General features: G+C 39.5%; 9 protein-coding genes. 7 read left to right on the top strand and 2 right to left on the bottom strand.

What is annotated here, in order from left to right; translation table 11 throughout:
- The first annotated feature begins 8 nt into the window (after positions 1-8).
- From ASU31_RS10195 to ASU31_RS10165, 7 genes are all read left to right on the top strand, one after another.
- The gene (locus ASU31_RS10195; RefSeq protein ID WP_057932206.1) at positions 9-1535 is read left to right on the top strand and encodes a RagB/SusD family nutrient uptake outer membrane protein; all 1527 of its coding nucleotides are present in this window, start codon (positions 9-11) and stop codon (positions 1533-1535) included.
- 116 nt (positions 1536-1651) lie between these two features.
- Complete coding sequence (locus tag ASU31_RS10190) at positions 1652-3028, top strand: glycoside hydrolase family 30 protein (protein WP_245224525.1); 1377 nt, start codon at positions 1652-1654, stop codon at positions 3026-3028.
- Between the two features lie 24 nt (positions 3029-3052).
- Entirely contained in the window at positions 3053-4804 is a 1752-nt protein-coding gene (locus ASU31_RS10185; RefSeq protein ID WP_057932204.1) for a cellulase family glycosylhydrolase, read from the top strand.
- Between the two features lie 15 nt (positions 4805-4819).
- On the top strand, positions 4820-6019 hold the full coding sequence (locus tag ASU31_RS10180) for a multiheme c-type cytochrome (protein WP_157257959.1): 1200 nt from the start codon (positions 4820-4822) through the stop codon (positions 6017-6019).
- A 96-nt stretch (positions 6020-6115) separates the two neighbouring features.
- Positions 6116-8440 (top strand): TonB-dependent receptor, encoded by a 2325-nt coding sequence (locus ASU31_RS10175; RefSeq protein WP_057932202.1) that lies wholly within the window; start codon positions 6116-6118, stop codon positions 8438-8440.
- Positions 8441-8583: 143 nt separating this feature from the next.
- The gene (locus tag ASU31_RS10170; protein ID WP_057932201.1) at positions 8584-9393 is read left to right on the top strand and encodes a DUF4249 domain-containing protein; all 810 of its coding nucleotides are present in this window, start codon (positions 8584-8586) and stop codon (positions 9391-9393) included.
- A gap of 60 nt (positions 9394-9453) precedes the next feature.
- The gene (locus ASU31_RS10165; RefSeq protein WP_057932200.1) at positions 9454-10413 is read left to right on the top strand and encodes a 2-hydroxyacid dehydrogenase; all 960 of its coding nucleotides are present in this window, start codon (positions 9454-9456) and stop codon (positions 10411-10413) included.
- Positions 10414-10640: 227 nt separating this feature from the next.
- Here the strand turns inward: ASU31_RS10165 and ASU31_RS10160 are convergent, their stop codons facing one another.
- The gene (locus tag ASU31_RS10160) at positions 10641-13367 is read right to left on the bottom strand and encodes an alpha-2-macroglobulin family protein (protein ID WP_245224524.1); all 2727 of its coding nucleotides are present in this window, start codon (positions 13365-13367) and stop codon (positions 10641-10643) included.
- A gap of 260 nt (positions 13368-13627) precedes the next feature.
- Positions 13628-14260 (bottom strand): nitroreductase family protein, encoded by a 633-nt coding sequence (locus ASU31_RS10155; RefSeq protein ID WP_057932199.1) that lies wholly within the window; start codon positions 14258-14260, stop codon positions 13628-13630.
- Positions 14261-14393: the final 133 nt, after the last annotated feature.

The raw sequence follows: 14393 nt of genomic DNA, 5'->3' as shown, positions 1-14393 counted from the left end.
AAATTAAAATGAAAAAGAATATTTTAGCTATTGCAGCACTTTTAACCGCTTCTCAACTAATCGTTTCTTGTCAAAAGCAACTGGACGTAAATCCGCGTGAACGTATTTTAGAGACAAGTTATTATCAAAGCCAGCAGCAAGCTTTTACGGGTTTGGTAGCTGTTTATGATCAATTGGGTAATCAGTCTAGTGGCTACCTTACCAAACTTAATTTATTTAGCTCTGCATCAGACGATCATTTCGCCGGTGCCGATTCTCCATCAGATTTAGGAGATATGCAAGCGATGAATAATTATACTGTAAACTCATTATCAGGTGGCCCAAGTTATTTATGGAGTAAGGGTTTTACCGGCGTTTACCGGGCAAATGTTTTATTGAAAAAAATAGAAGGCATTACGATGGATGCTTCAACCAAGGCAAGGTATATTGCCGAAGCTAAAGCATTGCGTGCGATATTTTATTTTGATTTGGTACGTATCTTCAAAAATATACCATTAATCTTAGCACCAGTAGAGCCTTCTGGTATGTTCGATGTTACGCAGGTTGCTCCGGCAGATGTTTATAAACAAATAGAAACAGATTTAACAGAATCATTATCTGCTCTTCCTGTAACTATTCCTACTGCTGATGCAGGGCGTTTGAATCAAGGGGCAGTTCATGCAGTTTTAGGTAAGGTTTACTTATGGCAAGAAAAATGGGCCCCAGCGGCTGCAGAGTTTGCATTGGTTAACGGTACTGCACCAGGCGCCAGTACTTATGGGTACAAATTATTACCAAACTTTGCCGATCTGTGGAATTGGAAAAACAAATTCAATTCAGAATCTATTTTAGAACTCAGCTACAATACTACTTCAAACATGGGCTGGGGTAACGTTGGGAGCCGCGAAGGTAATGTTATGGGTATTTTAGTAGGGCCACGTAACTACGTACCTGTAATTGCTGCACAAGCACCCGATTATGTTTCGGGTTGGAGTGTTATGCCAATAACCAAAGAGTTATTCGACTTAATTCACTACGACCCACGTAATAAACCTACAGTTGCCAATTTAGATAGCTTAGAAAAGGCAGGTATTGTAACCTACAAACATGCAAATGATAATACCGGATATTTTGTTGAGAAATATGCTGGAAGAGTTTCTACCAAAGCAGCCGTTGGCCAGTTAGAATTAAACTTCGGTCAGAATATGTACGAAATACGTTTAGCTGATACTTACTTAATGGAAGCCGAAGCATTATTGAAAAGTGGTGCCGCAGTTGGTGCGGGTACCAGGGCTTATATTTTCCTCAATGCAGTAAGGGCCCGTGTAGGTTTAAATCCTGTTGCGGTAACCATGGATAATATCATGAAAGAAAGACGTTTGGAACTGGTAGCCGAAGGACAAAGGTGGTTTGATTTGGTTAGGTGGAAACTGGCCCCAACCAAACTGGCTTTTAAAGGATTTCAGGCAAATAAAAACGAGACCCTGCCCATCCCACAGGCTGAGTTAAACAACACCAAAATTCTTCAGAGTAAAGAGTGGGGCGGCACAAAATAAGTTGCCATCTAAATAACCTTAAAGTTTAATTGTTAACAGGGAGAAAGCGAGTTCTTTCTTCCTGTTTTTTAATCCGATCATCATTGTCTATGCTACTTACTAAACGGCTCCTTTTTATGGCCTGTGTTTTTACCTGTTCATCACTTTCCGCTATTGCCCAAAACCAGGCAGATGTTTGGCTTACCAAGGCAGATCGATCTGTTTTGTTTGCTAAGCAAGCGGCCAAAATAAGTTTTAATGTAGCTAAAAACAACCTGCCAACCATTACTGTAAACGACAAAGAAACTTATCAAACAATTGATGGCTTCGGTTATGCCTTGACGGGTGGAAGTGCGCAGCATATTGTTAAAATGTCGGCACCAGCCAGAGCGGCTTTATTGAAAGAGTTATTTGCTACTGATGGAAACAACATCGGGGTAAGCTATATCAGGTTAAGCATTGGTGCTTCTGATTTAAATGAAAAAGTATTTTCTTATAACGACCTTCCCGAAGGACAAACCGATTTAACACAGGCTAAATTTGATTTAGGCCAGGATAAAATGGATGTGATTCCGGTAATTAAGGAAATCCTCGCGATAAACCCAAAGTTAAAGATTATGGGCTCGCCATGGTCTCCTCCCTTATGGATGAAAACTACTTATGATGCGCGAGGAGGCATGTTGAAGCCTGAGTTTTATGACGCTTACGCTAAATATTTTGTCCGTTATGTGCAGGAAATGCAAAAAGAAGGTATCCCGATTGATGCGATTACCGTTCAGAACGAACCTTTACACCCCGGCAATAATCCCAGTTTGCTGATGGTTGCGCCAGATCAGGCGCTTTTTGTAAAGAAATTTCTCGGTCCTGCTTTTGCTAAAGCCAATATTAAAACCAAAATTATTGTGTACGATCATAATGCCGATCGCCCGGATTACCCGATTAGCATTTTAGATGATCCGGAAGCCAAAATATATATAGATGGATCTGCCTTCCACCTGTACGGAGGAAAGATTGAAGCCTTAACTGATGTGCACAATGCCCATCCTGATAAGAACATTTACTTTTCTGAGCAAATGGTAGTAGAACAGCCAGATGCTGCGGATATTAAAATTGTTAATCCGGTTAGGCGTTTAATTATCGGCGCTACCAGAAACTGGAGCAAAAATGTGCTCGAATGGAATCTGGCAGCCGATCCCGAGAATAAACCTTATACCGATAGGGGCGGTTGCTCCATGTGCCAGGGTGCCGTAACCATTGATAAAGATGCCTATAGCAGAAACCTGGCTTATTATTCCATTGCCCACGCTTCTAAGTTTGTACGGCCTGGCGCTATTCGGGTGGCTACAAACGATTTAACCGATCTGCCAAATGTTGCCTTTAAAACACCTGGTGGAAAACATGTTTTAATTGTAGCCAATAGCGGTAAAAATGCCGCTAGGTTTAATATTAGCTTTAACGGCAAAACACTTGTTGCAACGCTCGATAAAGGATCTGTAGCCACATACATCTGGTAATTATCTAAACCTAATCTTATTTTTATGTCTTTTACAAAATCAATCTTATATATTTTTCTGCTTAGCATTGTTTCGTTTACAGGGTTTAGTCAGGGCTTTTTAAAAGCCGAGGGTAAAAAAATAGTGAACGCAAAAGGCGAGAATGTTTTGCTCCGCGGCTTTGGTTTAGGAGGCTGGATGTTGCAGGAAGGTTATATGCTCAAAATTAACAAAGAGGCACAACAATACAGGATCCGCGAACGGATAGAAGAACTGATGGGGCCAAAACAGACCCAGGAGTTTTACGATGCCTGGCTGGCCAACCACATGCGCAAAATAGATGTCGATTCGATGAAACGCTGGGGTTTTAATTCTATCCGCTTACCCATGCACTACAATTTATATACCCTGCCAGCAGATAAAGAGCCTGTTGCAGGTAAAAATACCTGGCTGGAGAAAGGTTTTGCCCTAACTGATAGCTTACTAGCCTGGTGTAAGGCCAATAAAATGTACCTGATTTTAGATTTGCACGCTGCGCCCGGAGGGCAAGGGAATGATTTAAACATCGCCGACCGCGATCCATCAAAACCTTATTTATGGGATAGTGAAGCCAATCAGGAGAAAACCATTGCACTCTGGAAAAAACTGGCCGAACGTTATAAAGATGAGCCTTACATTGGCGCATACGATATTTTGAACGAACCCAATTACGGTTTCTCAAACCCTGATGAAGATAAAAATGGGACAAAAGAAAAAGTGAATGCGCCTTTAAGAAAGTTAATGGTCGAAATTACCAAAGCCATCCGCGAGGTTGATCAAAAGCACATCATTATTATCGAAGGCAATGGCTGGGGCAATAATTACAATGGCATTTTTCCACTGTGGGATAAAAACATGGTTTTGAGTTATCATAAATACTGGAATTATAACGATCAGGCTTCAATTGCACACATTATCAAAGCCAGAGATGAACAGCATGTTCCGGTTTGGCTGGGCGAAACTGGTGAAAATTCTAATGTTTGGTTTACTGATGCCATTCATCTTTTAGAAAAAAATAATATCGGCTGGGCCTGGTGGCCATTGAAAAAGATAGGGGCGAATAATCCTATGGAAATTAAATCGAACCCTAATTACGATGAGGTGGTAAAGTACTTCAATAACGGTGGAGACAAACCTAAAGATAGCAATGTATACAGCGGTTTAATGGAACTGGCTATTTATTCGAGATTAGAAAATACCATCATTCACAGCGATGTGATCGATGCCATGATCCGTCAGCCCTTTAGTAATGAAACCAAGCCGTTTAAGCCCAATTTAATTAAAGATAAAAGCATTTTGTATGCTGTAGATTACGATTTAGGTAAAAACGGCAGAGCTTATTTCGATACTGATACAGCCGATTACCATACTTCAACAGGAAAACGATCACCCGGAAACCGCGGTCGGATTTACAGGAACGATGGTGTGGATATTGTTAAGGATTCTACCCAGTACGAAAAGTATTATGTAAACCATATCGAAAAAGGAGAGTGGTTGCAGTACACCGTAAATGTTTCGCAAAAAGGGACTTACACTTTAAAAATGAATACTGGGGCAGATAATGCTGGAGGTAGGATTACCATTATAATCGATGGCAAGGTGGTAGCTAAGGATATTGTGGTTCCAAATACCGGAGACAATAAGAAGTTTGCAACTTTTGAGGTTAAAAAGCTTGCTTTAAAGGCAGGTAAACAAAAGATTAAGATTTTAACAGCTGTTGGAGGTTATAATTTTGGTTATATTCAATTCGTAAAATAAAAACAAAACATCATTTTGAAAGGCATAAAACGTATCCTGCTTATTTTGGGAGCAATCGCCATTGCAGTTGTTGTTCTTTCGAGATGCATGAATGTGGCCGATCAATTGCCTGAAGATGCGAGGGGCAAGGCTTATACCGGAGCGGCTACCTGTGTTAAATGCCATAAGGATTTATCGCAGTCTTATGCACATAGTCCGCATGGTTTAACCTCTAAACCTGTTGTAGATGCAAGTTTGTTAAAGGTTTTTGCCCCTGATTCGAATCACTTTTTATACAACGAACATCAAAAAGTGGTGATTGAAAAAAGAGACAGCGGTATATTTCAGGTCGCTTATCAGGATGGCAAAGCCGTGCGTGCGCAAAAGTTCGATATGCAGTTTGGTTCAGGCGAAAAAGCCTATACTTATACCTATTGGCAAGGCAAGAAAATGTACGAACTGCCTTTATCTTACTTTGCTGCTATTCAGAATTGGGCCATCAGTCCTGGTTTTCCGAAAGAAAGCTTTTATTACGATCGGGCGATAACGAGCCGTTGTTTAGAGTGCCACGCTTCTTATGTAGATATTAACCTCACACAAAAATCTACTTTTTCAAAAGATGAGGAAATGGAAAAAGGCTCTGTTATTTATGGGATAGATTGTGAACGTTGCCACGGACCGGGTAAACAGCATGTTGTTTTTCATATGGAGAACCCCGAAGAAAAGACAGCAAAATTTATAACACTTTATAAAACACTTAGCCGTAAACAAAAGATGGATGTTTGCGCGGTTTGTCATTCGGGCAATACTTTGGTGGCACAGCGATCTGTATTCGGTTTCCAGCCTGGCGACGATCTGGATGCTTATTATTCTCAGGATTTTACAGGTTTTGGTGGTGGTAATATTGATGTACACGGTAACCAAAGTGCTATGTTACAGGGCAGTAATTGTTATCGGAAAAGCGAAACCATGACTTGCCAATCGTGCCACAATACACACGAAAATATTAAAGGGAACTTAAGCCTTTATTCGCAGCGCTGCATCAATTGCCACAAAAGTACCAGCCATAGCAAAGCCACTTTAGCTAAAGGGTCGCTCAGTACCAATTGTATCGACTGCCATATGCCTAAAGAATCTTCAAAACTAATCACCTTTCAACAGGCCGGTAAAGATCATTTGAGCCCATACCGGTTACGTTCACACCATATTGCCATTTATCCCGTTATTAATAAGTAAAACCCAAACTTGTATTAAGAAATTCCCCACTATCCATTAATAGGACTTGGATTTCGTACATTTGGTTTCCACCTTAAAAATTAGATAGTAGCCAATATGCTCATAAAACACTACTTAGCTTTATTCTTCCTCCTTTTTCTCTCAACCTCTATTTTTGCTCAAAAGAAATTTACCCTTAGTGGCACCATCCGCGATGCGGGTACAGGTGAAACCTTAATCGGCGCAACTATCCGGATTACCGGAGCTTCTACCGCAGCAACCTTAACCAATAATTATGGTTATTTTGCTTTAACACAAGCCGAGGGTACCTACACTGTGGCGGTAAGTTATATGGGCTATGCATCTGTTGTTAAAACCATCAATCTAACTAAAGATACCAAGCTGAACGAGGAATTAAAAAGTGCAATCGATCTGGCTGAAGTAACGGTAAATGCAAACAACCGTAAAAATGAAAATGTTAAAAGTGCACAGATGGGCTTGGAGCGCATCGATATGAAATCGCTTAATTCTATCCCGGTACTGCTCGGCGAAAAAGATATCTTAAAAACCATTCAGCTGTTACCAGGTGTAAAATCGGGTGGCGAGGGGAACACAGGTTTCTATGTGCGCGGTGGTGCTGCCGATCAGAATTTAATTATTCTGGATGAAGCGGTGGTATACAACTCTTCTCACTTGCTTGGCTTTTTTTCTACTTTTAATGCTGATGCGATTAAAGATGTAAGCCTGTATAAAGGTGGCATGCCCGCACAATACGGTGGCCGTTTATCGTCGGTTTTAGATGTTAAAATGGATGATGGGAACAACAAGGAATTTAAATTTCAGGGTGGGATCGGGTTGATTGCCTCGCGTATAAAAGCAGAAGGGCCGATTGTAAAAGACAGGGGATCGTTTATGGTGAGTTTCCGCAGAACTTATATCGATCTGTTTTTAAGGTCTTCACCCGATTCTACTGTAAATGGGAGTACCTTAAATTTTTATGATATTAATGCAAAGGCAAATTATAAGATCAATGATAAAAACACCATTTATATTTCCGGCTATTTTGGCAAGGATAATATCGGCGTTAAAGATCTGTTCGAAAACAACTGGGGCAATGTAACCACTACCATCCGCTTAAACCATATTTTTAGCGATCGTTTGTTTTCGAATACCTCGTTAATTTACAACAACTATAATTATACCGTTCGCTTATTAAACGATGCGACCAACTTTAAAGCAACCTCACTGGTTCGGGATTTTAACTTTAAAGAAGATTTCCAGTATTTCAGCAACAAGCATACACTTCGTTTTGGTATCAATGCCACACAGCACCGTATTTCGCCGATTGATATTGATAGCGATGAAGCATCGCAGGTAAATTCGCTTACGCAGGAAAGGCGTTATGGTATTGAATCAGCAGCTTACATTTCTGACGAATGGACCGTAAACGAACATTTAAATTTTTTATATGGTGTACGTTTAGCTGCATTTTCTTTAATGGGACCTGGTAATTTTAGCACCTATGATGCCGATGGGAATACCCTGTCGACAGAAAATGTAGCCAAGGGAAAATTCCATAAAAACTACTTTAACCTGGAGCCACGTTTTTCGGTGAGCTATCTGTTTAACGAAGAAAATTCGATAAAGGCTTCTTATAACCGGAATACCCAGAACGTCCATATTTTAACCAACGCTACTTCTAGCTCGCCAACCGATCAGTATGTGCTGAGCAGTACCAATATTAAACCCGAAATTGCCGATCAGGTGGCTTTGGGGTATTTCAAAAACATTCAGGATAACAATTATGAATTCTCGGGAGAGATTTATTATAAGTGGCTCCAGAATCAGATCGACTATAAAAATGCGGCCGAATTATTGGCTAACTCAAATGTAGAATCAGAACTTTTATACGGAGTAGGCAGGGCTTATGGATTGGAGCTTTTTTTTAAGAAGAAATTTGGCAAGCTGAACGGCTGGGTGGGTTATACCTTATCGCGTACTGAACGTAAATTTACTGAACTTAATGATGGTAAATATTTTCCGGCACGGCAAGATCGCACACATGATATTTCGTTAGTTGGCATTTACAACATGACCAAGCGGTGGACTTTCTCCTCGAGTTTTATTTACAGTACAGGTAATGCGGTAACTTATCCGGCAGGAAAATATAGTATTGGTGGACAGATGGCTTACTATTATACGCAAAGAAATGCAGGCCGAATGCCTTATAATATGCGTTGGGATGTAAGTGCAACTTTAGAGGGGAAACCTGGTAAGAAATACCAGTCGAGTTGGAATTTCGGAATTTATAATTTATTGGCCAGAAAAAATCCTTATTCTATTGAGTTTATTACCGATCCCAACGACCCAACTAAAACTGCCGCTCAGCAAACTTCGCTTTTCGGGCTTATTCCATCAATTACCTGGAACTTTAAATTTTAAAACAATGAAACCATCATGAGCAAACGCTCACAAATAGAAATGAACCGAGCCTGCGAGCTCTTGAACACAAAAATCAAATAGATACTTGTGAAAAATATTGCTCATGATAGCTTCATAACCATTAAAAAACAAACTATATTCTGATGAAAAAACTGATTATATACTTTTCGCTGTTCACTTTATGTTTGTCTTCTTGCAAGAAAATTATTTCTATCGATACCGAAAATGCCGCACCTCAGATCGTAATTGAAGGGAAAATTAATGATCAACTGATCGATCAGCAGATTAAGATCAGCAAAACCATTGGTTATACCGAAGCGAATGTTTTTCCGAAAATTTCTGGTGCGACGGTTACCGTTACGGATAGCAAAGGAAATAACTATGTTTTTAAAGAAGGTACCACTCCTGGTACTTATATCAACAGGATGAGGGGTGTACCTGGTGTTACTTACAATTTAAGTGTTACTGCCGAAGGACAGACCTATACGGCCAGTTCGAAAATGCCCAATGTGGTTAAAATGGATTCGATAGGGGTGATTAAAAACTTTTTCTTTGGCCGCGAACGCAAAACCGCTGCTGTATTTTTAAAAGATCCGGCCAACGAAACCAATTTTTATCATTTTAACCTTTATGTAAATGATATTTTATCGGAACGTTTCTATGTAAATAACGATCGTTTAACAAATGGAAACGACTTAAGGATCCAGTTGTTTTTTAAACCTCCTACTAACGACCACGACAGTGATGAGTTGAATTCGAACGATAAGATTAAAATAGAAATGGAGTGTATTGATTCGAATATTTTCGATTATTGGTATGCTTTAAGTCAGCAATCAAACCGGGGGCCAAACCAGGGGACAACTCCGGCCAATCCAACTTCAAATATCTCTAACCAGGCACTCGGCTATTTTAGTGCCAATACTTACCAGGTGTTATCCGCAACTGTGAAATAGTATCCATAGGTCAATTCGTATTATCCAAAACACCTTAGAATTTTTAGTGTTAAATAAAACATGAAAGTATTTATAAGCGGCAACATTGCTTCAGTTGGCATAAAACAACTGGAAGAAAACAATATTTCGATTACCCAGTGGAAAGAAAACCGGCAGATTACAGCCGAAGAACTGATTGAGGCCTGCCAAGGTCAGGATGGCTTGATCAGCGTTGGGCCAAATAAAATTAATGCCGAATTTTTAAAAGCATGTAGTCATTTAAAGGTTATTGCTTTACATTCTGTAGGTTACGATCAGGTTGATGTGGCTGCAGCTAAAAAATTAAATGTCCCCATCGGGAATACGCCTGGTGTTTTAAGCGTGGCAACTGCCGATACCGCTTTTTTATTAATGCTTGCCGTATCGCGAAAGGCCTTTTTCTCTCACAAAAAAATCATTAAAGGCGAATGGAAAAATTATGAGCCATCACCCGAACTGGGCATTGAAGTAAACGGCAAAACCCTCGGTATTTTTGGCTTGGGGAAAATAGGATTGGAGATGGCAAAAAAATGTAAGGCTGCCTACCAAATGGAGGTAATTTATCACAACAGATCGCGTAACGAAGAAGCCGAAAGAGAAATCGGAGCCAAATATGTCTCTTTCGAAGAACTTTTGGCACAAAGTGATGTGCTCTCCATCCACACAGCGCTAACGCCAGAAACTAAGGGTAAATTTACGCTTGATGTTTTTAAACAGATGAAACCCAATTCGATTTTCATTAATACGGCCAGGGGTGGTATCCATAACGAAAAGGATTTAATTAAAGCCTTAGATGAGAGAATGATATGGGGAGCAGGTTTGGATGTAACCAATCCTGAGCCAATGGATAAAGATAATCCTTTGCTATCGATGGAAAGTGTTGCAGTTTTACCACACATTGGTTCAGCTACCGAAGAAACCAGGGCGGCCATGGCGCAGATTATTGTTAAGAATATTCTGGCTGGACTGAAAGGAGAGAAGCTGCCGTTTGAGGTGATGTAAGATGAATGAGAGTAGTAGGTTGCGAGGAATCGTTCTACTGCAATCTTCAATGATATGTTGTTGAAGGTCTTTTATAGTCGAAAATAAAAAGCATTTGCCCTTCAATAGGCTATCATTGGCAGGTTCCAAAAGGAGGTCGTCATCTCGACCGAAGCAACGCGCTGCGGTCGAGATGACGATTCATTGTAAACCTGTCATCCAGCTTGCTATCCCATTTCCCTCATTACCTATTTAACAAGGTACTTGAACACCGATCTTCCTAAATTTCCATTCGCATCTATACCCTCAATAATTACTTTATACTGGCCTTTACCATCTGCGTTGTAATATTCGAAAGAAGCATTACCCGTAGCATCGGTTACCACTTTAGGGTTCCAGTAGATGGTTGTTCTTAAATCGTTGCGGTTCATGCTTGCAGGAATATCATATTTAGGTGAGTAGAACTGTTTTTCTTTGTTATAACCTTGTGGTGAGAAAGTAAGTTCGTAGTATTTGGGTAGCATATCCATTAGCTGCGCTTTAGATATTTTAGTGCCTTTTGGCGCTTTTTTCTGATTGAATACGATCACCCCGTTTACATTATTTGCACGATTAACCAAGCCTAAATCATCTCTTAAAAATACTTCAATAGATTCGATCTGGTTGGCATCTAGCGTATTGATCTGGTTTACATCCACGTTCATTCCATTGATAAAGATACCCATCGGGATTTTTTTGCCCTGATTATAATCTCTGCTCACGTAGAAATTGTTATCTGCAAAAGTAACACCAGCCAACATGCCCTGTAAACAGTTAATCAATAAGCCACAACCTTTTAAACGGTCTCCACTAACTTCGTGGTCAGCCATTTGGCTTAGTCCGCTCAGTGCAGGATAATCCTTATGACTTACTTTAGGAACAACCGCGGCTTTAATGTTTACATCTTTCAAGGTATGTAAATAAGCGTATTGTCTTTTGCTGTTGTCTAAGTAACTGGTTAAAGCGCTATCGATATTTAAAACCTCTTCGGCTGCACTAAAGTTTCTGGTTAATGTAGGTACCGGTGCACCATTCAAACTTAAGGTCATGTTTTTATAGTTTACATTGTACTTAGCAGTAATGGTCACTTTAGAGGAGTCGTTAAACACCAGATTTTGGAATTTAAAATTTCCAACTGGATCTGTAGTACTTTCTAAATTGAAACGTTTATCAGGTATGGTTAATAATAATGCTCCTTTTCTAACCGGTATGCCATTGTTCTGGCGTAAAATGCCAGAAATTTCGATGCCTTGCTCTGGTAAGAAATCAATTTTAGGTAATTTATTGGCGATGATATCAGCATATTTAAAACTGCGGTATCCTTGGGTAAGCAGTAGCACATCTAAATCTGCATTTTTCTTCGCATCGGGAGCATTAAAGTAATAGTTTGCTTTTTCGATATAACCTTTAACATCGCTACTTAATAACAGGCCTGTTAAAATAGTGCTGGTTGCATCCTCGCTTGATGGAACCTTCGATTCATCTACAACAGCTACCGAGAAGCTACCTTCTACAGGGGCACCGTCTTTTTTAGCTGCAACGTTTATTTTAACTTTTTTCTTGATTCCGTAAGTAGCTGCGGCGCTGGTTAACGCTATTGCCATGGAATTTTTGTGCTGAACAAACACCAATCTTTCGCTAAGGGGTTTGCCAAATTCGTTAAACAAAGTAAACTGGGCAATTCCGTTAGGGAATTTAGCTTTAAGTACGGTTGTATTGTACTCTTTGTTTGATAATGCTGTTTGCGCACCATAGCAGATAACGCCTTTACTCTGTGCAATTAAATAAAGTTTTTTACCCTGGTTCTGCTCAAAGAAAGCATCATTTGCTACAATTTTTATGGCCACATTATCAGCACTGCTATTATCTATATTTACGGCAACACCATTTGCTGCAACTGCAGGCAAATTATAATTTTGAGTAGTACCATCAGCATAAGTAACTGTCGCTTTGTAGGTTTTTCCAGCTTCAGCCAATAAGTTGAAACTGCCCATCCCTAAATGCTGAGCCGTAAAAGCAGCAACAGTTTTGCCATCGTTATCGGTTACTGTACCTTTTGAACTAATGCCCAAACCATCACTTTTAATGGCTTTAAATGCTACCCTGTTGGTTAAGCCGGCAATTAAACTTCCACCTTCAGGGAAAAATTGAAAATCTTTGCTTACGATAGCGTTTTTAAGTTGAAAGCTACTGCTCGCCACATCTTTATCTGTTGTATTAATGCTGGTAATCAGTTCGCCTTTTTGTAATTGATATTCTGCCTTTTGTGCATTGCTCATGGCTATTGTTAAAAAACCATTGGCATCTGTTGTTCCCCTTCCTTTGGCAATAACTGTATAGCTCGTAACCACTTGCCAGCTTACATTTTTATTGGCATAAGGTTTATTATTGGCATCTTTAAATTGTACGCGTGCGTCAATTTTTTCTAACTTATCGGTAGAGGTATTTTTATAAGTGATATGGGTTTTTACTTCTTTATCAATGGCTTCTCCTACATAAAATGTTTTGTTAAAGTAAGCAGGATCTTCGCTGTTCAGCATCCATAAAGTATAGGCTCTGATGTGGTAATTACCTTGTTTATAATTAATCTGATCTAAGGGGAAACTGCCGTAAGCAAAACCACCGGTAATGGGTAATTTTAAGGTTTGGATAAGCGAATCTTTCTGATTGATCACATCAACATAAATGATCTTACTAATTGCAGATAAGAAATTCTGGTTTTCGGTAACATAAGCTTTAAACCAAACCGTATCGGCAACAGCGTAATAGGGTTTATCAAAATGAAGATAAATTTTTTCAGCAGGATAATCGCTCAATACCTTATTCGTTTTGGTAATGATGCTATTTATGCTAATGGTGTCGGTTTGGGCCGAAGAAGAAAAACTTAGTGCTGATAAAAGTGACAGTATTATAAACGATAATCTAAAAATCTTCATGGATTGGATATTAAATGCTAAGCCCGTAAATATATCCAATTATAAATAGAGCACATAAAATGTGATGATGTTTAACATTTTTTTACATAAATTCCCATGTTCATCGTCGCCCTGAACTTGTTTCAGGATCTTAAAATAACCGATAAAGATGCTGAAACAAGTTCAGCCAGACATTCGTTTATGGAGCGTGTAACGAACCATTGCTAAACAAAACAGGCCGCTAAAATAGCGGCCCGTTTTAATATAGTGTTGTTTGCCTGTTATTTAAACTCGATCAAAAATTCTTCTTTAGGTGAACGTACCTTTTTAAGGTTTACCAACCAATCGCCGGCTTCATCCCTGTTTCCTAATGGCAATAGGGTAACACTTTTTAAGCCTTTTTTATCTAATCCTAAAAGTTCATCTAAAGCAGGGCCATTAAAGCCTTCCATTGGGGTAGCATCTACTTTTAACAAAGCCGCTTCTGCGATAGCGATACCGAAACCGATATAAGCCTGACGGGCTGCATGGTTAAAGTTTTCTTCAGCAGTTCTGGATAAGACCATGCCTTTTAATTGCGCTTTGTAAGCATCCGTTCCACTTTCGGGTAAACCACGCTCAGCATTCATTCTGCTAAAAACAGCATCAATACCTTCTTCTGTATAGTTTTCGTTGGCTGCGAAAATCAACAGGTGAGAAGAATCGATAACCTGCGATTGGTTATATGCAATCGGTGCAATTTTCTCTTTTAACTCCTGGTTGGTTACCACAATCACTTTAAATGGCTGTAAGCCTGATGATGTTGGTGCCAGATGTGCTGCAGCAATAATTTTATCAACCTTTTCTTGTTCAACAGGTTGACCGTTCATTTTCTTAACGGCATAACGCCAGTTTAGGGCATCTATTAAGCTCATATTTTTGAAGATTTTTTTTAAATTTTATGAAGCAAATATGGAGATAAGGAATAAACCTATTGTTGATGTATGGTAAGAAAACAAAATAGCTAGTAATCTGGTCGTCATTTGCATTAAGCTTATATGTCGCTTA

Source organism: Pedobacter ginsenosidimutans, assembly GCF_001442625.1.
Taxonomy (GTDB): Bacteria; Bacteroidota; Bacteroidia; order Sphingobacteriales; family Sphingobacteriaceae; genus Pedobacter; species Pedobacter ginsenosidimutans.
This window is presented reverse-complemented; position numbering and strand designations above follow the sequence as displayed.